19 protein-coding genes and 2 pseudogenes are annotated in these 17,640 nt (G+C 63.8%); 15 read left to right on the top strand and 6 right to left on the bottom strand.

The window, feature by feature from the left end:
* The 9 genes and pseudogenes from VFG49_RS08650 to VFG49_RS08610 form a co-directional block, all read left to right on the top strand.
* Positions 1 to 215 (top strand): annotated as a pseudogene (locus VFG49_RS08650) (SCO family protein); the annotation flags it as partial.
* Between the two features lie 629 nt (positions 216 to 844).
* Positions 845 to 2,080 carry an alginate export family protein gene (locus tag VFG49_RS08645; RefSeq protein WP_324859475.1) on the top strand — a complete coding sequence of 412 codons (1,236 nt, stop codon included), beginning with the start codon at positions 845 to 847 and terminating at the stop codon, positions 2,078 to 2,080.
* Positions 2,081 to 2,169: 89 nt separating this feature from the next.
* On the top strand, positions 2,170 to 2,454 hold the full coding sequence (locus tag VFG49_RS08640; RefSeq protein ID WP_324859473.1) for a DUF2249 domain-containing protein: 285 nt from the start codon (positions 2,170 to 2,172) through the stop codon (positions 2,452 to 2,454).
* A gap of 98 nt (positions 2,455 to 2,552) precedes the next feature.
* Positions 2,553 to 3,707: a hypothetical protein gene (locus VFG49_RS08635; RefSeq protein WP_324859471.1), complete on the top strand. Its 1,155-nt coding sequence runs from the start codon at positions 2,553 to 2,555 to the stop codon at positions 3,705 to 3,707.
* Between the two features lie 71 nt (positions 3,708 to 3,778).
* On the top strand, positions 3,779 to 4,138 hold the full coding sequence (locus VFG49_RS08630) for a chorismate mutase (RefSeq protein WP_324859469.1): 360 nt from the start codon (positions 3,779 to 3,781) through the stop codon (positions 4,136 to 4,138).
* Positions 4,135 to 4,650 carry a ubiquinone anaerobic biosynthesis accessory factor UbiT gene (ubiT, locus tag VFG49_RS08625; RefSeq protein ID WP_324859467.1) on the top strand — a complete coding sequence of 172 codons (516 nt, stop codon included), beginning with the start codon at positions 4,135 to 4,137 and terminating at the stop codon, positions 4,648 to 4,650. The genes VFG49_RS08630 and ubiT overlap by 4 nt, the downstream gene beginning before the upstream one ends.
* A gap of 115 nt (positions 4,651 to 4,765) precedes the next feature.
* Positions 4,766 to 5,281 carry a 3-hydroxyacyl-[acyl-carrier-protein] dehydratase FabA gene (gene fabA, locus VFG49_RS08620; protein ID WP_324859465.1) on the top strand — a complete coding sequence of 172 codons (516 nt, stop codon included), beginning with the start codon at positions 4,766 to 4,768 and terminating at the stop codon, positions 5,279 to 5,281.
* Entirely contained in the window at positions 5,281 to 6,489 is a 1,209-nt protein-coding gene (locus tag VFG49_RS08615) for a beta-ketoacyl synthase N-terminal-like domain-containing protein (protein ID WP_324859463.1), read from the top strand. Before fabA ends, VFG49_RS08615 begins: the two co-directional genes overlap by 1 nt.
* Before the next feature lies 1 nt (position 6,490).
* On the top strand, positions 6,491 to 6,979 hold the full coding sequence (locus VFG49_RS08610) for a DnrO protein (protein ID WP_324859461.1): 489 nt from the start codon (positions 6,491 to 6,493) through the stop codon (positions 6,977 to 6,979).
* 41 nt (positions 6,980 to 7,020) lie between these two features.
* Here VFG49_RS08610 and VFG49_RS08605 read toward each other — a convergent pair whose 3' ends face one another.
* Entirely contained in the window at positions 7,021 to 9,111 is a 2,091-nt protein-coding gene (locus VFG49_RS08605) for a TonB-dependent copper receptor (RefSeq protein WP_324859459.1), read from the bottom strand.
* A gap of 67 nt (positions 9,112 to 9,178) precedes the next feature.
* The gene (locus VFG49_RS08600) at positions 9,179 to 9,496 is read right to left on the bottom strand and encodes a DUF2946 domain-containing protein (RefSeq protein WP_324859457.1); all 318 of its coding nucleotides are present in this window, start codon (positions 9,494 to 9,496) and stop codon (positions 9,179 to 9,181) included.
* Positions 9,497 to 9,721: 225 nt separating this feature from the next.
* Here VFG49_RS08600 and VFG49_RS08595 point away from each other — a divergent pair, with 225 nt between their 5' ends.
* Positions 9,722 to 10,030 carry a hypothetical protein gene (locus VFG49_RS08595; protein WP_324859455.1) on the top strand — a complete coding sequence of 103 codons (309 nt, stop codon included), beginning with the start codon at positions 9,722 to 9,724 and terminating at the stop codon, positions 10,028 to 10,030.
* A gap of 23 nt (positions 10,031 to 10,053) precedes the next feature.
* Here VFG49_RS08595 and VFG49_RS08590 read toward each other — a convergent pair.
* Positions 10,054 to 10,740: pseudogene (locus VFG49_RS08590) on the bottom strand (UbiD family decarboxylase domain-containing protein); the annotation flags it as partial.
* Between the two features lie 80 nt (positions 10,741 to 10,820).
* On the opposite strand from VFG49_RS08590, the gene VFG49_RS08585 reads away from it, so the two are divergent.
* Both VFG49_RS08585 and tpx read left to right on the top strand, forming a co-directional pair.
* Positions 10,821 to 11,204 carry a hypothetical protein gene (locus VFG49_RS08585; RefSeq protein WP_324859453.1) on the top strand — a complete coding sequence of 128 codons (384 nt, stop codon included), beginning with the start codon at positions 10,821 to 10,823 and terminating at the stop codon, positions 11,202 to 11,204.
* A 23-nt stretch (positions 11,205 to 11,227) separates the two neighbouring features.
* Positions 11,228 to 11,728 (top strand): thiol peroxidase, encoded by a 501-nt coding sequence (gene tpx, locus VFG49_RS08580; protein ID WP_324859451.1) that lies wholly within the window; start codon positions 11,228 to 11,230, stop codon positions 11,726 to 11,728.
* 64 nt (positions 11,729 to 11,792) lie between these two features.
* Here the strand turns inward: tpx and VFG49_RS08575 are convergent, their stop codons facing one another.
* The 3 genes from VFG49_RS08575 to gap all read right to left on the bottom strand — a co-directional run bounded on the left by VFG49_RS08575 (position 11,793) and on the right by gap (position 14,445).
* Complete coding sequence (locus VFG49_RS08575; protein ID WP_324859449.1) at positions 11,793 to 12,698, bottom strand: hypothetical protein; 906 nt, start codon at positions 12,696 to 12,698, stop codon at positions 11,793 to 11,795.
* Between the two features lie 109 nt (positions 12,699 to 12,807).
* The gene (gene azu, locus VFG49_RS08570) at positions 12,808 to 13,257 is read right to left on the bottom strand and encodes an azurin (RefSeq protein WP_324859447.1); all 450 of its coding nucleotides are present in this window, start codon (positions 13,255 to 13,257) and stop codon (positions 12,808 to 12,810) included.
* A 174-nt stretch (positions 13,258 to 13,431) separates the two neighbouring features.
* Positions 13,432 to 14,445: a type I glyceraldehyde-3-phosphate dehydrogenase gene (gap, locus tag VFG49_RS08565; RefSeq protein WP_324859445.1), complete on the bottom strand. Its 1,014-nt coding sequence runs from the start codon at positions 14,443 to 14,445 to the stop codon at positions 13,432 to 13,434.
* A 182-nt stretch (positions 14,446 to 14,627) separates the two neighbouring features.
* On the opposite strand from gap, the gene VFG49_RS08560 reads away from it, so the two are divergent.
* The 3 genes from VFG49_RS08560 to pyk all read left to right on the top strand — a co-directional run.
* Positions 14,628 to 15,101 (top strand): OsmC family protein, encoded by a 474-nt coding sequence (locus tag VFG49_RS08560; RefSeq protein WP_324859443.1) that lies wholly within the window; start codon positions 14,628 to 14,630, stop codon positions 15,099 to 15,101.
* Positions 15,102 to 15,173: 72 nt separating this feature from the next.
* Entirely contained in the window at positions 15,174 to 15,980 is an 807-nt protein-coding gene (locus VFG49_RS08555) for a S1/P1 nuclease (protein WP_324859441.1), read from the top strand.
* Between the two features lie 408 nt (positions 15,981 to 16,388).
* Positions 16,389 to 17,640 (top strand): pyruvate kinase (gene pyk, locus VFG49_RS08550; RefSeq protein ID WP_324859439.1); only part of this gene is annotated, 1,252 nt, incomplete at its 3' end.

The raw sequence follows: 17,640 nt of genomic DNA, 5'->3' as shown, positions 1-17,640 counted from the left end.
CCTGGACGCTTGCACGCGTCAGTGCGCAGGACGCACGACAACTCGCTGCCCTGCTTGGCCTTCAATATCGCCAACTTCCTGGCGGTGACTTCAATCATTCCAGCGAACTCATCTTGTTGGACGCAGAGGGTCGTTTGATCGCGCGCACATCCATTATCGGCCGCGCGGATCCCGAATTCGTGGCGGCCGTCCGCAAGGCGACCGCAGGCCCCTGACGCGGCGGCGATCACTTTGATCGCGAGACGTTGATGTAGATGGAGCTCGACGTTACAGCGTCGAGCTTTGTCTTGCTCGTGGCGCATCCACGCTCACAACGCAAAGCCACCTGTCCCATCGCTCCTCGTCGAGCGCGTTTCGCGCACGGGAAAAGCCAGCGTGGTGCGTTGTCACAGTCGATCACTGTCCATCGAGCGATTGACGATAGTCAGACGGATGCTTGGCATCGCTCCAGCGAACTCATCTTGTTGGACGCAGAGGGTCGCTTGATCGCGCGCACATCCATTATCGGCCGCGCGGATCCCGAATTCGTGGCGGCTGTCCGCAAGGCGACCGCAGGCCCCTGACGCGGCGGCGATCAGTTTGATCGCGAGACGTTGATGTAGATGGAGCTCGACGTTACCGCGTCGAGCTTTGTCTTGCTCGTGGCGCATCCACGCTCACAACGCGAAGCCACCTGTCCCTTCGCCTCTCGTCGAGCGCGTTCCGCGCGCGGGCAAAGCCAGCGTGGTGCGTTGTCACAGTCGATCACTGTCCATCGAGCGATTGACGATAGTCAGACGGATGCTTGGCATCGCTGATGACACTGGCGTCACTCCATGGGGAGTTGATTGACAGGAGTTGTCCTATGAAACGAATTTGCCAGCGCAGCCCGTGGGCGGCTGTTGGATGTACGGCCTTGCTTGCGTTGCCTGCCGTGGCAGTCGCGCAATCGAGCACGGATGCGCCGCCGCCCCTGCAAGTGGAATGGAATGCCAGGTTGCGTCATGAGCAAGTGGACGATGATGCATTCCAGCGAGATGCCATGGCCGATACCCTGCGTCTCCGCCTTGGTTTGCGTGCCAATCTTGGCGCAGGCTGGAGTGGTTTCGTCGAGGGCGCGGGAACGGCGAGCGCCAACGATCACTACAACAGCGGTGCCAATGGCCAGGTGCAATATCCGGGCGTAACGGATCCGCACGGAACCGAGCTCAATCAGGCATGGCTCGCATGGCAGGGCAGCGAATTCGGCGAAAAGATCGGTCGCCAGGAAATCGTGCTCGATAACCAGCGCTGGATCGGCAACGTCGGCTGGCGTCAGTTCGAACAGACTTTCGACGCCGTCGCATTGCAGTGGAAGCCAGCGGAAGCCTGGACATTGCGCTACGACTGGCTCGATCGCGTGAACCGGGTCGCCGGGCCCGATGCGCTCAATCCTGCGGCGCGCAAGCGCCTGCTCAACACGCATCTGCTCAACGCCTCGTGGAGTCAGGATGGTCAGCAGGTGACCGGCTACGCCTATCTGCACAAGGACAAAGACGTGGCAACGGCGTCCACCGCGACCTATGGCGCTCGTTGGACTGGAAGGCTGGACAAGGAAGGTGGCTTCAGCTGGGCCGCCGAAGGTGCGCGGCAAGTCGACTACGCCAACAACCCGATCCGCCTTGCGCATAGTTACTGGCTGCTCGAGCCCGCGTGGACGCAGTGGGGTGCAACGGCAAAACTTGGCTGGGAGCACCTGGGTGGCGATGGGCGTACTGCGTTGCAGACGCCGTTGGCAACCCTGCACGCCTTCAACGGTTGGGATGATCAGTTCACCGTGACTCCAGCCAATGGTCTTGATGACTACTACGCTGCGCTCAACGGCAAATTCGGGCGCAGCGGTCTGGCGAGCAAGCTGGCCTGGGTAGTTGCGTATCACGACTATCACGCCGACCACGGCGGCCACCACTACGGCGACGAATGGAATGCGTCACTGTCGTTCCCGGTGGTCACGGGGCTGACCGGCCTCCTCAAGGTGGCGAGCTATCGAGCCGATCATTACAGCCATGACGACACCAAGCTGTGGCTGCAGTTGGAATGGCAGGGCAAGCGTCCACTCTGATGCGATAAATGCTCCAGGCTGCATCGGCACATGCTCCCGCGCTGACCCACATCAGCGCGGGAACATGGCCGCTTCGCTGCAATGTCCGCATGAACACGCCATCCCATGTATGCCAGTGCCGGCAGGCGGCCGGTGCCGAACCTTCCACGCTTGATCTGCGAGACCTGCCGCCTCCCGAGCCCATGCAGCGCGCCTTGGAAACGGCGGATGCATTGCTGCCGGGACAATCCGTGGAGGTGCTTACTCCGTTGATGCCGATGCCGCTGTTGTCGGTGCTGGCCAAGCTGGGTTTCCGGGCTCAGGCATGGCCCCTGGATGATGGCGGGGCGAGGGTCGTCATTCGTCGCGAGGCAAGTGTGCGCTCGCCTGCATGACAAAACTGTCGCTCGACCAGGCACCGGTGGTTTCGCTGCCGCGCCGCTTCCTGTTGTCGATGCCCATCTGGGGCTTGATGGCGAGCGCACTCCTGCTCATGGATGGCGATGCCTTGCTTCGCTCGCGTTGGTATCCGGGAACGCTGGCACTCGTGCACACCTACACGCTCGGTGTACTGGGGAACGCCATGTTTGGCAGCCTGCTCCAGTTCCTGCCTGCGGCGGGCGGTATGTCACTGCGGGGAACCTCGCTTGGCGTATCCATGCATGTCGTCTTCAACGCAGGCACCGCGTTCCTCGTGTATGGGCTGTACGAAAGCTCCGATGGCGCATTGATGGTTGCTTCGCTGCTGTTGCCCATGGCTTTTGCATGCCTGCTTGGCATGACGCTACCCGGCCTTTGGCATACCCTCGGACAGCGCCTGTTGCGAATGGGTTTGGGCGTTGCGCTTGGTGCCGCGGGCGTGGCCGCACTGTTGGGAGCAACCATTGCCCTGGGTCTATCGGGTTCGTTGGGATCCGCAATACCGGCTTGGGTCGATGTGCATGCATCCGTCGCGATCGTGGGATGGATGTTGGTGCTGCTGGCAAGCGTTGGACGAGTCGTGATGCCCATGTTCCAGGGAACGTCGGTTCCCGATGAACGATGGCAGGGCGTCTGGCTTGGATGCCTTCTGGTCTTGCTGGCAGTGCTGGCGTTCTGGCGACTGCGTGGACCCGCAGGCACAGGCTTGGGCTTGCTCGCTGCTGGATCGGGCCTGTCATTTGCCGCGGCCATCGTATGGCTGCAGCGCAAGACACCGCAAGGTCGTCGCGGGCCGTTATGGTGGAGCTGGCGCACCGGGACATCCGTTCTGGCTTTGTCCGCCGTGATGATGGCCATTAACGCACGGGACGGCATGCTGGCCGGCGTGCTGGCCATTGGCGTGGCTGTGCCAATGCTGGTGCTTGGCATGGGTCTTGAGATCGTTGCATTCCTCGGCTGGATAGAACTGCATCGCCGGGTCGGGCGCGGTGTGCGGCTGCCGGGCGTCCAGCGCCTGATGCCTGCGCGCCACCGCACAGCGGTCTGGATGATCCAGCTTGGGGCGGCCATCCCACTGGTGTTGGCGACATGCTCTCCGACGCCGTGGCTGGCACGTGCGGCCGGAATCATGGAAGGGACAGCCTGGCTGGTCGTGACTGGGGTTTTCATTGGCACGCGACGCCGTGTGGAACGATTCGCCCGAACGGGAACGCTGGGCGTCGCCTGAATGTATCGGCTGCGTCATGCAGTAACGGCCAGAGGACGCGATGTGATCCACGCAACGATGGAGAACGGAAGGTGTTGTCACTAGAGCCTGAGCGTTGGTTTCTCGCCCGCGCGCGAACGCTGATCGACCATGTGGATGACGGACTGGTGGTCTTGCTCGCGGCGCGTCGCAGGCTGGTTCGTACCGTGGGTGTACTGAAGGCCAGGAGCGGACTTCCCATTCGCGACGAGGCGCGCGAGCGTCGGGTCCATGCACGGGCTGGCGGCCTGGCCATGCGGTGGGCGTACCGGAGGAGACGGCCCACCAGTTGGTGGATCTCGCCATACGCGATGCCCGGCGCCAGCAAGAGGCGGATACGACGGTGCCAACGTCGCTGGTTAACGATGATCAGCGCGAGCCCTATCGCGGTCGGGCGATCATTCGACGCATGACGCTTTCCACCTTCATCGACACGCTCGTACCCCGCCTGCTGCGCCACGTGCCACCGCCGCGGCGTATCGCTCAGTTGTCGCGCGTCGTGCCCAGACGCCTGCAGCATGCGACATTAGAGAAAGCGATGGCGCGGGTGCTTGGCTCGGCTTTGCGCGACGGTTCGCTCGACTTCATGCACGGACGTCGCCTGGGCGTTGAAATGACCGACCTCGGTTTGTGCTGGGTCGTTGCACGGGAGGGAGAAGTGCTGCGCGTGGTAGAGGACGAACCGGAAGCCATCGTTCGCGGTAGCGCAACCGATCTCCTGCTGCTGGCCGGGCGCCTGGAAGACGCCGACACCCTGTTTTTCCAACGTGCCCTCGTGCTTACGGGAGACACCGAACTCGGTCTCATGGCGCGCAACGCGCTTGAACGAATGCCATGGGAAAGCGTCCCGCTCGGCTTGCGCATCCTGCTGCATCGGGGCGCCGGCGTGGCCCAGCGAGCGCGGGCGGTGCATCGCGCCGGCTAAGTTTCCATGGCCTCGGGCCGTACAAGGGCTGTCATGCAATGCCCTTGATCCTTGTCAGGGCTGGATGTCCGGGTGGCACTCAGACTCGGCGTTCCCCGTACCTGCCAGGAACTCCATGACACGCCCCTCCTTCTACGATCGCGAGCAACTGCTCGCGTGCGGCCGCGGCGAGCTGTTCGGCCCCGGCAATGCCCGGCTGCCTTTGCCTCCCATGCTGATGTTCGACCGCATTACCCACGTTGCCGACAACGATGGCGCGTTCGGCAAGGGCTCGCTCCGCGCCGAGCTCGACATCAGCCCCAACCTCTGGTTTTTCGACTGCCATTTCGAGGGCGATCCGGTGATGCCCGGATGCCTGGGCCTGGACGCGCTGTGGCAGCTCAGCGGCTTCTTCCTGCCCTGGCTGGGCATGCAGGGCAGGGGGCGTGCCCTTGGTGTGGGCCAGGTGAAGTTCACCGGACAAGTGCTGCCAAGTGCGCGCGTGGTCAGCTACGAAGTCGACATCCGCCGGGTCATCCGTGGCCGCATGGCGCTGGTGGTGGCTGACGGTCGCGTCTACGTAGATGGTCGCGAGATTTATGTCGCGGTGGATATGCGTGTGGGACTCTTCCAGTCGACGGAGGGCTTCTGATGCGTCGCGTCGTGGTAACCGGCATGGGCATCGTGTCCTGCCTTGGCCATGCGGGCGATGTCGTGGCGCAAGCGTTACGCGATCTTCGCAGTGGCATCCGTGCCATGCCCGAGTACGCGACGAAAGGCCTGCGCAGCCAGGTGGCCGGCGTGCCCGTCATTGACCTGGATAGCCTCATCGATCGACGACTTCGCCGTTTCATGGGCGACGCGGCGGCCTATGCCTACCTGTCCATGCGCTCGGCCATTGCCGATGCAGGGCTGGCACTCGATCAGATCCGCCACCCGCGCATTGGCGTGATCGCGGGTTCCGGCGGCGGCTCGGCACAATGGCAGATCGAAACCGCCGACCTGTTGCGCGAGAAGGGCGTGCGTCGCGTCGGGCCGTGCATGGTGCCCCGCACGATGTGCTCCACGGTATCGGCCACGTTGGCCACGGCCTTTGGCATTCTCGGCCTGAGCTATTCGATCGCTGCGGCATGCGCGACCTCGGCGCATTGCATCGGTGCGGCGGCCGACCTGATCCGGCACGGCGCCCAGGACGTCGTGTTCGCGGGTGGCGGTGAGGAACTCCATTGGGGCATGACCGCGCAGTTCGACGCGATGGGCGCACTGTCGGCCAACCGCAATGACACGCCGGAATCTGCATCGCGGCCCTATGACGTCACGCGCGACGGATTCGTCATCGGCGGCGGTGGCGGCATGCTGGTGCTGGAGGACTATGAGCACGCCAGAAGGCGCGGTGCCCGCATCCATGCCGAACTGACGGGTTATGGCGTGACCTCGGACGGTGCCGACATGGTGGCTCCCTCGGGCGAAGGCGCCGTGCGCTGCATGCGCATGGCGCTGGCCAATGCATGCGGTCCGGTGGATTACCTCAATACCCATGGCACAGCGACGCCGCTGGGTGACCTGGTCGAACTCAATGCAGTGCGGGAGGCGTTCGGCAGCGAGATGCCGCCGATATCTTCCACCAAGGCACTGACGGGCCACGCATTGGGAGCAGCCAGTGTGCATGAAGCTATTTTCAGCCTGTTGATGATGCAGGACGGCTTCATGGCGGGCTCCGCCAACATTGAACGGCTGGATGAGGGTGCACAGGGCTTTCCGATCCTGCGCGAGACGCGTGTCGCGTCGTTGCGTACTGTCATGTCCAACAGCTTCGGCTTTGGCGGCACCAACGCGAGCCTGGTGTTTTCAAAAGTGTGAAATGACGATGCATCGCGGGATGGGGCTGGCCGTTGCGGCCATCGCGCTGGCAGGGCCGTTGCCGGCCAGCGCGCAACACGATCACGCGGCCCATGCCGCCTACGATGGCAAGCAGGTGCCGATGCCCGCAGTTCGTTGGCATGCGGACGACACCCTGCGCGAGGGCATGGGGCGTATCCATCAGGCGCTGGACGAATTGCGTCATTACGAGATGGGCCACATGAGCGAGGCCATGGCGCAGGATCGTGCCGGGCTGATCCAGGATGCGGGTGCTTACATCTTTGCCCACTGTAAACTTCGACCGCAGCAGGATGCGGTTCTGCACGAGATGCTAGTGCCGTTGCTCGCGGCGGCGCAGGCGCTGAAAGAGAATCCGAAGGACATGGGCCAGGTGGCCGCCATGCGCAAGGCGGTCACTGACTATCCTCGCTACTTTGATGACCCCGGTTGGTCTTACGGCGCATCGACGGAACACGCGATGGTCCACTGAGTTGGGAAAACGGAGGGCGGTACGCACCGCCCTCCGGCAGGTCAGTACTTCGCGTCGAGCTTCAGCCACACGGTACGACCCGGTTCGTTTACCCGCATGGTGTTGACGTAGCCGACCAGTCCGGCCGAGGCAGCGTTGACATGCTCGGCATAGGTTTTGTTGAACAGGTTGTCGATGCCGGCACTCAGGGTGAGCGAACGATCGATCCTGTAGCCGCCGTTGAGCGAGAACACGCCGAAACCCGCGCTCGGTCCCAGGTCCTGTCCCACGATATTGCCTTCTCCCACGGCAACGCGCCGCTGGGCCGTAGCGAGTCGCCAGATGCCGCCGACCGACCATACGCCGCTGTCGTAGGTGAGGCCGACGCGGGTCTCCAGTGGTGGCATCTGCGGCAAGGGGCGATGTTCGGAACGGTTCTCGCCCCAAGCCCATGCCACGGTGGCATCGGCCCTCCAGTGATCGTCGAGGGTGTAGACCAACCCGGCCTCGCCACCGGCGATCCGTGCATCGACATTGCGCGCCTGGGCGGCGCCCATGTCCGTTCCGTAGTCCATCAGGATGAAATCCTTCACCACACCGGCATATCCGGAGACCCACGCCTTGAGCCTGGCGTCGTGGTACTGCAGGCCGATGTCGAGCTGCGTGGTTTTCTCAGGGCGAAGCGTTTCGAAGCTGCCGAGGTTCTTCTGGGTATGCTGGCCGAACAGTTCCCAATAATCGGGAAAACGCTCGACGTGGCCGACACCCGCATAGAAGGTGGCCGGTGAAGACGCGAGATCGTGCTCGTAACGCGCGAATCCTGAGGGCAGCGTTTCGGCGCGACTGACGTCGACGGTGCGGCCTGCTCCGCCCATGCCCGGCATCATGCCGCCGCTGGACGCCACGGGCAGGTCGTAGCCGCGTGTCTGCGCACGATCCATGCGAGCGCCGCCGATCCAGCGGTCGCGCTCCGTCAGGTTCCATGTGAGCTCGCCGAACGCGCCCAGCGTATCCATGCGCGCATCACGAAGTCGCGGCTGTGTGCGGTAATCGGGCAGCATGCCGCCGGGCGGGCCACCCATGCGACTGGTGTGCACGCTCGATGATCCATCAAGCCCGGCCTGCAGCTTCCACATGTCGCCCCAGTCAAAGGTGCCCGTCACGCGGCCGCCGACCGTGCGCCGGTCGACGTCGCTTGCCATCGCCATGGGCATCATGCTCGAAGGGTCTGGCTGCCGCAGCGTGTAGTTGTCCATCACATGATCGGCGTAGTTGTAGTACAGCTGCGCCTCGATGTGATCGAACACGGCAGCCGGACGATCATGCTCGAACTTCAGGCCGACGCTTTCGCGCAGGAACTGGGCGCCATCCATGCCGCTGAAGGCGTAAGCCGCCTGGCCATCACCCTTGCCGGCGGACAATTCCAGTCGGGTGTTGTCATCGGGCGTCCAGCCGAGCGCCGTGTCCACGTTCCAGCGATCCCATGCCGAATGCACGCGATGGCCATCGCCGTCTTCGTAATCCTGCGCGTGCGTGTGGTTGGCGCTGACGTTCATATAGACGTCCGGTGTGCCAGCGCGCACGTCGACCATCTGGTCGTTGCGGCCCGCCGAGCCGCCGAGCAGGCTGCCTTCCAGCGTGGCGTCGGTCTTGGTGTAACGCTTGAAGTCCTTCTCGAACAGCACCGTACCGGCGGAGTTGCCAGGCCCGTAGAGAACAGTCTGCGGACCCTTGATCACGGTGACGCGATCGAACAGCTGCGGCGAGATGTATGCCGTGGGGGGATCCATGCGGGAAGGGCAGCCACCACCGATCTGGCCGCCATCCACCAACAGATTGATCCGCGAGCCGACCATGCCGCGCAATACCGGATCGCCGTTGCTTCCGCCTTTGCGGATGGTGGAGAAGCCGGGAATGCTCTTGAGGAAGTCGGCGCCGTCGCTCGCAGGAACTGGCTGGCGCGGGGCCTTCGGATCGGTGATGACGGTCAGCGGGCTGTCCTGCATGGGCGCCGTGACCACGATGGGGTTGAGGGTAAGCACGCCATCATCCGCCAGCGCGGGCGACGACGTGACATGGATCGCAAGCGCGATCAGACAGGGCAACGGCCGCGCAACCATGCGCGCCTTGCCGGTTGAACCGTGGTGAGACATAGGGATTCCGTTATCGCAGGCGACAGGACGCTCTGCGGCCAAGGCCGCAAGAAGCGATCAGGCTTGGTCAGTGCTGCGAGTGAACGGGCGGGCCGCGTGGTGCGGCTGCGAGAACAGACAGCCCGACGTCATATGGGGCGTCGGAAAAAGGGACCGGAGTGGCCGGCGGGAAATAGACCGCCGCCGGCATTGCCGCGCCCATCAGCACGGGATGATGGCTGAGCAGGGTGCAGTAGCCGCACTTGTCCATCGAGGATGGATGCGGTGCAAGTGGCGGTGTGCGATCGCGGTGCCCGCCGCAATCGGCAGCCATGGAAGGCATGGCATCCTGCACGACGACTTGCGATACCACGGGAGCGGCGATGGCGAGCCAGATGGCCGTCATGGCCAGCCAGGCAATCCAGCGTCGAGTCCGGAGGCGAATCACTGAATTCCCTGTAGGGCGTCGCAACCGCGCGTGTGGTGCGTGCATGATCCCATGCGATAGCTCATGCAACCCAGTGGCACGCTGTCGCGGGCTCGTGTGTCAGGTCTTGCGCACTGACGAGCATCACGGCGTGACGATACCTCGCGGTGCAGGATGACGCTAAGTACAGCGAGGACGTGCGTCATGATCGAATACATCCAGGCCTGGCAGTGCATCGGTTGCGGCAAGATCGAGGCACCGCAGCCCTGCATTGGCGTGTGTCGCGATCGCAAGGTCCTCATGGTGGGCAAGGACGATCACGACAAGGCGTTGAGCGACCTGGGGGCTCTGCAGGCGCGATTGACCAGGGTTCACGACATGCTCCAGCGCTTTGCCCTGGCCAATCCGCACGAAGGGCAATGGGAGCGGTCGTGGCAGGCGTTGCAGGTGCAGGTACGTGACGTGCTGACCGTGCTGGATGCAGGGGATGATGCGTCGGAGGCAAAGCACTGACCTCATGCATGAAGCTGCGAGTGTCATCGATCAGCCGCGCGGATAGACGTCCAAAGCGCTTCCACGCGCTTCTCGGTCGCCGCGTCGGGAACGATGGGGCGGCTCCACGGTCGTGATGTTTCGGAAGGCCATTTGTTGGTAGCGTCAAGCCCGAGCTTGGGGCCGATGCCCGCCACCGGGCTGGCGAAATCGAGATAGTCGATGGGGGTGTTTTCCACCAGCATGGCATCGCGCGCCGGATCGACCCGCGTAGCGATGGCCCACAGCACTTGCGACCAGTTGCGTACGTCGATGTCCTCGTCGGTGACGATGACGAACTTGGTGTAAGTGAACTGACGAAGATACGACCGGATGCCCATCATCACGCGGCGGGCGTGACCGGCGTATTGCTTGCGTATGCTGACCACCGCGATGCGGTAGGAGCAGGCTTCGGGCGGCAGGTAGAAATCGACGATTTCGGGAAAGATCTTTTGCAGGATAGGCACGAACACGTCGTTCAAGGCCATCGCCATCACCGAGGGCTCATCGTGCGGCGCGCGCCCCATGTAGCTGCCGTGGTAGATGGCCTCCCGCCGTAGGCGCATGCGTTCAATGGTGAATACCGGAAAATGGGCCTGCGCGTTGTAGTAGCCGGTGTGATCGCCAAACGGGCCTTCCAGCGCGGTGTCGTCTGGCTGGATGAAGCTTTCGAAAAGAATTTCCGCGCCCGCCTTATGCTTCCGTACATGAGGAAGCAGCATGGGCACGTGGTATCCCGTTCTTCTGTTGATGCATCTTTCCCTGCGCCATCGTGTTCGTCGGTGCGGTAACGTTTGAAGTGGTGATACTCGAGGCGCTGCATCGAAGCTTCGATCGAGAAACTATGGAGCGTATCGAGCAGGCCGTCATGCGGCGTGCGCGGCGCGTGATGCCATGGATTGTCGCGACGCTTTATGCAACGGGCATCGCCATGTTCACCGTTCGCTGCGCGGGGCTTCGCTGTCCTCAAACCCATTTCGGCGGGCTGCTGCTGGCGAAGGTCGGCCCGGCGCTGGCGGTGTTGACGGTGTTCGTGCGTGCCGTGCGATCTCGCGGAGGGCGGTCCGATCCGTGCCGGTTCCGCCATGCCCATCGTCTGGTGCTGGTACTCATGGCGGGGATCGTCTTTTTGGCCAAGGCCATGTTTTACTTGTAGTCCCCGTCCAACGAGCTGTCCCCATGTCCCAGGTTACGCTCAAGGGCCAACCGGTCCAGGTTGATGGCCATTTCCCCGCCAAGGGCGATCAGGCGCCGGCTTTTTCGCTGGTCGGCAAGGATCTTGCCGACGTCACGCTCGCCAGTTACGCCGGCAAGCGCAAGGTGCTCAACATTTTCCCCAGCATCGACACGCCGACCTGCGCGACCTCGGTGCGGCGCTTCAACGAGAAGGCCAGCCAGCTCGATAACGCGGTCGTGCTTTGCATCTCCGCCGACCTGCCGTTTGCGCAGGCGCGCTTCTGCGGCGCGGAAGGGCTGAGCAATGTAGTCACGCTTTCCACCCTGCGTGGCCCTGATTTCCTCGCCAACTACGGCGTGGCAATCGGCTCCGGGCCGTTGGCGGGCCTTGCAGCGCGTGCTGTGGTAGTGCTCGATGCCAATGACAAGGTTGTCCACAGCGAGCTGGTCGGCGAGATCGCGCACGAACCGGACTACGATTCGGCACTCGCCGCGCTGGGCTGAAAGCTTCACCGCTGGAAAGGAAAGGGCCGGAACGCATCCGGCCCTCTGTCATCACGGCGTCGGCTCAGCGGCCTTCGCGTGTGTGATACAGGCGATTGCCCATGACGATGGGCATCCAGATGTAACGCAGCGTCGAGGTGTCGCCTGCCGTGCCCGGTTCGGCATTCATCGATGCCACGTAGGTACGCATGCGATCCGTCCCCTCCATATAGGGAACCGAGTCGAGCAACTGCACGTGATCGACCGTTCCGTCGCGGCGGAAAGCGACCAGGAAGTCGGCCACGCCCGCACCGGGATCGCGCTCATTGGGCGAGGTGGTGAAGTGGCGCTTGTGCGAGTTCGGATGCAGCGCGGGCTCGTCCAGCCCGCTGCCCGCGATGCCGGCACGAATGGCCTTGTCGTTCGCGGCGACGAAGCGGCTCACGTCGGCCATGATCGCGTCCATCGATTGCTCGCTGATGTTGTCCTTGATGCGCTGCACGAGTTCGCCGGCGTAGCTTTGCGCGGCCGGACCCTGCATGCCGATGGTGGGTGCGTAATGCGCGTAGATCTGCGCCCAGTTCATCGCCTCACGGTAGTCGCCGGCGCTGTACTTCACCTCGGCCACCTTGGCCATGGCCAGCACATTGCCGCGCACGGCGGCGTTGGCGAAGTACATGGCTGCCTTTGCGCTGTCCGCATCCACGGGCGAGCCCGGTGCATGCTGCCCCATGTGGTAGAGCGATCCGAGCAGATAGAGCTCATCGCCATTGGCCGTACCGGCATGGCGCTCCAGCGTGTCCAGCGCGTGTCTGCGTTCGGCCACGTCGATCGCGGGATCGAACAGCGAAGCCCACTCGGCCGTTGATACGGTATGGATGGTGTCGGGCGCCGCCGTTGCCTCGCTCGCCTGTGCGTGCCAGCTGAGGTTTGTCCCCATTCCAATGGCCAGGATGCAACCCAGCACGATCTGCCGATGCCGTACTTCCATGACATGCCTCCCCGTTCGTTCGAGGCGGCAGTATTCCGCTTCGGCGCGCACAAAAAAAGCGACCAGGCGAACCCGGCCGCTTTCTCCCCAGCAGTTGGTGCGAAGGAATTTACGGGGCGAGCGTCAGCGTCCCCTTCATCAGGGCAGCGTGGCCCGGGAAGGTGCAGAAATACGCGTAGTTTTCGCCAGCCTTGAGCTTGGCGACCGGCACGGTGACGGTGTCCGACTCGCCGCTGCCAACCAGCTTGCTATGCGTGATCACGCGGGTGTCGCCAGGCTTGACGTAGTTCTGGTCGGCACCGGCTTTCATGCCATCGGCGATGATGCCGGGCTCGTCGGCGGCCGTACCCAGCACCCAGTTGTGACCCATCGATGCCTTGGGCAGCTTGCCGGTGTGAGTGAGCGTCACCGTGAATTGCTTGCAGGCCTTGGGCACCTGGATGGTCTTCTGGTTGAACTGCATCGCATCGTTGCCCTCGATGGTGGTGGAGCAGTCGGCGGCCCAGAGGGGAGCGGCGAACAGGCCGAGCAGAAGGAGGGCAAGGGTCTTGCGGATCATCAGTCAATCTCCATCGCGAATGTGAGCGTGCGCAACGATGGTCGTCAGGCAAGATTCCGGCGCTGATCTGGATCAGTTTCCTCAGGCTTATCTGCCGCATCGCGACAGCACGCCACGCTCCGAAAAAGAAAGCCGGGCGAGGCCCGGCTTTCCTGGTATGGCGATGGTTCGGGCTTACTTCGCCGCCACCAGCGCGACCGTCATGTCGAGCATGCGGTTGGAGAAGCCCCACTCGTTGTCGTACCACGACAGCACCTTCACCAGCGTGCCTTCCATGACGCGCGTCTGCGTGGCGTCATAGGTGGACGAGGCCGGGTTGTGGTTGAAGTCGATCGACACGAGCGGCTGGGTGTTGACGGCCAGGATGCCCTTCAGCGCGCCGTTGGCGGCTTCGTTGATGGCGGCGTCGATTTCTTCCTTGGTGGTCGGGCGGGCGGCGTCGAAGGTCAGGTCGACCACCGACACGTTGATGGTCGGCACGCGCATGGCGAAACCGTCCAGCTTGCCGTTGAGCTCCGGCAGCACCAGACCCACCGCGGCGGCCGCGCCGGTCTTGGTCGGAATCTGGCTCATGGTGGCCGAACGGGCGCGGCGCAGGTCGGAGTGATAGACGTCCGTCAGCACCTGGTCGTTGGTGTAGGCGTGGATGGTCGTCATCAGGCCGCGCTGGATGCCGATCTTCGCGTGCAGCACCTTGGCCAGCGGAGCCAGGCAGTTGGTGGTGCACGAGGCGTTGGAGATCACTTCCAGCTTTGAGGTGAGCTTGTCGTCGTTGACGCCGATGACGAAGGTGCCGTCCACGTCCTTGTCGCCAGGCGCAGAGATGATCACCTTCTTGGCGCCGGCGGCGATGTGCGCGCTGGCCTTGGCCTTGGAAGTGAACAGGCCGGTGCATTCGAGCACCACGTCGACGCCCAGGGCCCCCCACGGCAGCTTCGACGGGTCGCGCTCGGCGCAGACCTTGATGCGGTCGCCGTTGACGATCAGATCGCCGCCGTCCACCGACACGGTGCCCGGGAACTTGCCGTGCGCAGTGTCGTACTGGGTCAGGTGCGCGTTGGTCTCGGCGTTGCCGAGGTCATTGATCGCAACGATCTGGATCTCGTTGGTGCGACCGGCTTCGTACAGTGCGCGCAGAATGTTGCGGCCGATGCGACCGTAACCGTTGATGGCGACCTTGATGGCCATGTGACAGCGTCCTCCGATTGAGGTGGCGAGGTGGCGGCTGTGGGTCCGCCGTAAAACCGGCATTTTAGCCTGAACCGGGCCACAGCCTCATCCGGCGCACGGAAGCGGCCGCCGGGCTGTTCAGGAAGCGCCGAACGCGCTTGAATCTTCCCCTCGGGCCGGTGTCGGCCAGGGAGAACGCCATGAGCTCAACCGAACAGAGCGTCGGGATCACGCTGGAACAAGTGTCGGACTATGAATTCCGGGTCCGCTTCGACGACACCGCCATCCCCGACCTGATGACCGATGAGGCCTCGCCGCTGGGTCACGACGCGGGCCCCAACCCTTCACGCCTGCTGGCGACGGCCGTGGCCAACTGCCTGTGCGCGAGCCTGCTGTTCGCACTGCGCAAGTACAAGAATGCCCCGGGCAAGCTTGGCGCCACGGCAAAGGCGACCCTGGCACGCAACGAGCAGGGGCGCTGGCGCATCACCCACATCGGCGTGGACCTGCAACTGTCCGACAAGGCCGAGCTGCTCGAACACCTCGATCGCGTGCTGGCCCAGTTCGAGGATTTCTGCATCGTGACGCAGAGCGTGCGGCAGGGCATCAAGGTGGACGTGAGCGTCCATGATGGCGAGGGTCGCGCGCTCGAAGTACCCGGCGGGGCCGCGTAAGTCCTTGCTGGACGCTCCTGTCATCCTGCTATGGCAGACTCCGCGGTTCCTTTGACCAAGAGTTGTCATCCCATGCCGACCCCGCGCCGTTCCGCCGCCGTACTCATCTGCCTTGCCCTGATCCCCACGGTCCATGCCTGGGGCCAGCTCGGCCACAGCGTGGTGGCGGACCTGGCGCAACGCCACCTGAGCCCGGCAGCAGAGGCCGAAGTGGAACGCCTGCTGGCGCCGGAGAACACCAAGTCGCTCGCGGACGTCGCCAGCTGGCCGGACGAGATCCGCAACGATCCCAAGCAGGCCGACCTCTGGAAGCAGACGCGTGCGTTGCACTATGTCGACTTCACCTCGGGCGACTGTAACTACACGCCACCGCGCGACTGCAAGGACGGCGAGTGTGTCGTCGCCGGCATCGATCACTATGTGAAAGTGCTGGGCGACAAGCACCAGCCGGATGCCGTGCGCCTGGAAGCGTTGAAGTTCGTGGTGCACTTCATTGGCGACGAACACCAGCCGCTGCACGGTGGCTCGCGCGACGACAAGGGCGGCAACGCCTACCAAGTGCAGTTCAACGACAAGGGCAGCAACCTGCACAGCGTGTGGGATTCGGGCCTGCTCAAGACGCGTGGCCTCGACTACAAGGCCTACGCCGACGAACTGGAAGCCCGCGGCCCGGTGGCACTGCCGCCCGCCATTGCGCCTTACGACAACGCCTACGCGCAATGGGCCGAAGAGTCTTGCCAGATCTCGCGCGACATCTACCCGGACGGCCACAAGCTCGATCAGGCCTACGTGCAGAAGGAGCTCCCGGTGGCCGAGCTGCGCCTGCGCGAAGCCGGGCGTCGTCTGGCCGAAGTGTTGAACCTCACGCTGTCGCACTGAACCCTTCGCTGTCGCCGGCTCGAAAGGCCCGCCTCGCGCGGGCCTTTTGTTTGTGTCCGGAAGAGGCGTCTGCTGTTTTTTCATGCGTCATTGCTGCAACGCAAAATGATCGTTGCTGCTTCTTTGCGCAGGTACGGGAACGCCGATCCGGCGAGGATGCGAAGAGGATCACGTGGCGTCACAGTGGATTTGAGTTCGACCCCTGATGACACCAGTTTTTGGACGTCTCAACCAAGACAAAGCAGACCAGTGCAATCGGCTCGTGGCATTCTTCCTTATCGATGCGTAATACCAGTGAGTCTGGGTGGTCCGCAGTCCACCAGCAGTCCACTTGGCTTGTTCCGTGCGTGCGAAAAAAGCCTGCGCAAACCCTCTGGCAGATCGATCCAATTCTGCTAGGTTGGATGCATGACTACTGAAACTGCGCTGCGCCGCACAAAGATTGTTGCCACCCTTGGTCCCGCGACCGATGCACCTGGCATGCTCGAAAAAATCATCGCCGAAGGCGTCGACGTGGTTCGCCTGAACCTCTCGCATGGCCAACCGGACGATCATCGCGCGCGTGCCGTCGCCGTGCGCGATGCGGCCGCCAAGCTCGGCCGCGAGGTCGGCGTGCTGGCGGATCTTCAGGGTCCCAAGATCCGCGTCGAGCGGTTTGCCCATGGTCCGGTGGAGCTTCGTGTGGGCGATAGCTTCGTGCTGGACTGCAGCCCCGGCGCGCCGCCAGGCGACGCCACCCGCGTCGGTGTGAGCTATTACGGCTTGCCCGGCGACGTGGCTGCAGGCGATGTGCTGCTGTTCGACGATGGCCTGGTCGCGATGACGGTGGAGGCTGTGGTGGGCGCCGAAGTGCGTTGCCGCGTGTTGATTGCTGGCCGCCTCTCCGACCGCAAGGGATTGAATCGCCAGGGCGGCGGCCTTTCCGTCAAGGCGCTGTCGGACAAGGACAAGGCGGACATCAAGCTCGCCGCCGAGATCGGTTGCGACTTTCTCGCCGTGTCCTTCGTGCGTTCGGCCGATGACATGAACGAAGCGCGCCGCCTGCTCGAAGAAGCCGGCGGCAAGGCGTCGCTGGTGGCGAAGATCGAACGTGCCGATGCCATCCCCGTGCTGGGCGAGATCATCGACGCGTCGGACGTGGTGATGGTGGCGCGCGGCGACCTGGGCGTGGAAATCGGTGATGCCGAATTGCCGGGCTTGCAGAAGAAAATCATCCGCGAGTCGGTGCAGCGCAACCGCGCCGTGATCACCGCCACGCAGATGCTGCAGTCGATGGTGCGCTCGCCGATCCCGACCCGCGCCGAAGTGATGGACGTGGCCAATGCGGTGATCGACGGTACCGACGCGGTGATGCTGTCGGAGGAATCGGCCGCCGGTGCGCATCCGGACAAGGCCGTGGCGGCGCTGCGCCGCATCTGCCTCGGCGCCGAACGCCAGTTCGAGCCGAAGGAAGATCTCGCCACCGCCGGCCATCGCATCGATCGCACCGACCAGGCTATCGCGCTGGCAGCCATGCTGCTGGCCACCCAGATCGGCGCACGCGCGATCGTGGCGCTGACCGAATCGGGCGCAACGGCGCAGTGGCTGTCGCGCTATCGCAGCGCGGTGCCGATCTACGCGCTGTCGCCGTTCGATGACGCGCGCCGCCGCATGCTGATGC

This window comes from Dyella sp., assembly GCF_035685885.1.
GTDB lineage: Bacteria > Pseudomonadota > Gammaproteobacteria > Xanthomonadales > Rhodanobacteraceae > Dyella.
Note: the sequence above shows the minus strand (reverse complement) of the source record. Positions and strands in the feature narration are given on the sequence as shown.

Excerpts from the sequence above, each read along its gene's own strand:
- VFG49_RS08575 (WP_324859449.1), bottom strand. The coding sequence starts at position 12,698 with ATGGAAGTACGGCATCGGCAGATCGTGCTGGGTTGCATCCTGGCCATT.
- gap (WP_324859445.1), bottom strand. The coding sequence starts at position 14,445 with ATGGCCATCAAGGTCGCCATCAACGGTTACGGTCGCATCGGCCGCAAC.
- VFG49_RS08560 (WP_324859443.1), top strand. The coding sequence starts at position 14,628 with ATGAGCTCAACCGAACAGAGCGTCGGGATCACGCTGGAACAAGTGTCG.
- VFG49_RS08600 (WP_324859457.1), bottom strand. The coding sequence starts at position 9,496 with ATGACGGCCATCTGGCTCGCCATCGCCGCTCCCGTGGTATCGCAAGTC.
- azu (WP_324859447.1), bottom strand. The coding sequence starts at position 13,257 with ATGATCCGCAAGACCCTTGCCCTCCTTCTGCTCGGCCTGTTCGCCGCT.
- fabA (WP_324859465.1), top strand. The coding sequence starts at position 4,766 with ATGACACGCCCCTCCTTCTACGATCGCGAGCAACTGCTCGCGTGCGGC.
- VFG49_RS08605 (WP_324859459.1), bottom strand. The coding sequence starts at position 9,111 with ATGTCTCACCACGGTTCAACCGGCAAGGCGCGCATGGTTGCGCGGCCG.
- VFG49_RS08635 (WP_324859471.1), top strand. The coding sequence starts at position 2,553 with ATGGATGGCGATGCCTTGCTTCGCTCGCGTTGGTATCCGGGAACGCTG.
- VFG49_RS08555 (WP_324859441.1), top strand. The coding sequence starts at position 15,174 with ATGCCGACCCCGCGCCGTTCCGCCGCCGTACTCATCTGCCTTGCCCTG.
- VFG49_RS08610 (WP_324859461.1), top strand. The coding sequence starts at position 6,491 with ATGACGATGCATCGCGGGATGGGGCTGGCCGTTGCGGCCATCGCGCTG.
- ubiT (WP_324859467.1), top strand. The coding sequence starts at position 4,135 with ATGACGCTTTCCACCTTCATCGACACGCTCGTACCCCGCCTGCTGCGC.
- VFG49_RS08615 (WP_324859463.1), top strand. The coding sequence starts at position 5,281 with ATGCGTCGCGTCGTGGTAACCGGCATGGGCATCGTGTCCTGCCTTGGC.
- VFG49_RS08595 (WP_324859455.1), top strand. The coding sequence starts at position 9,722 with ATGATCGAATACATCCAGGCCTGGCAGTGCATCGGTTGCGGCAAGATC.
- tpx (WP_324859451.1), top strand. The coding sequence starts at position 11,228 with ATGTCCCAGGTTACGCTCAAGGGCCAACCGGTCCAGGTTGATGGCCAT.
- VFG49_RS08640 (WP_324859473.1), top strand. The coding sequence starts at position 2,170 with ATGAACACGCCATCCCATGTATGCCAGTGCCGGCAGGCGGCCGGTGCC.
- VFG49_RS08645 (WP_324859475.1), top strand. The coding sequence starts at position 845 with ATGAAACGAATTTGCCAGCGCAGCCCGTGGGCGGCTGTTGGATGTACG.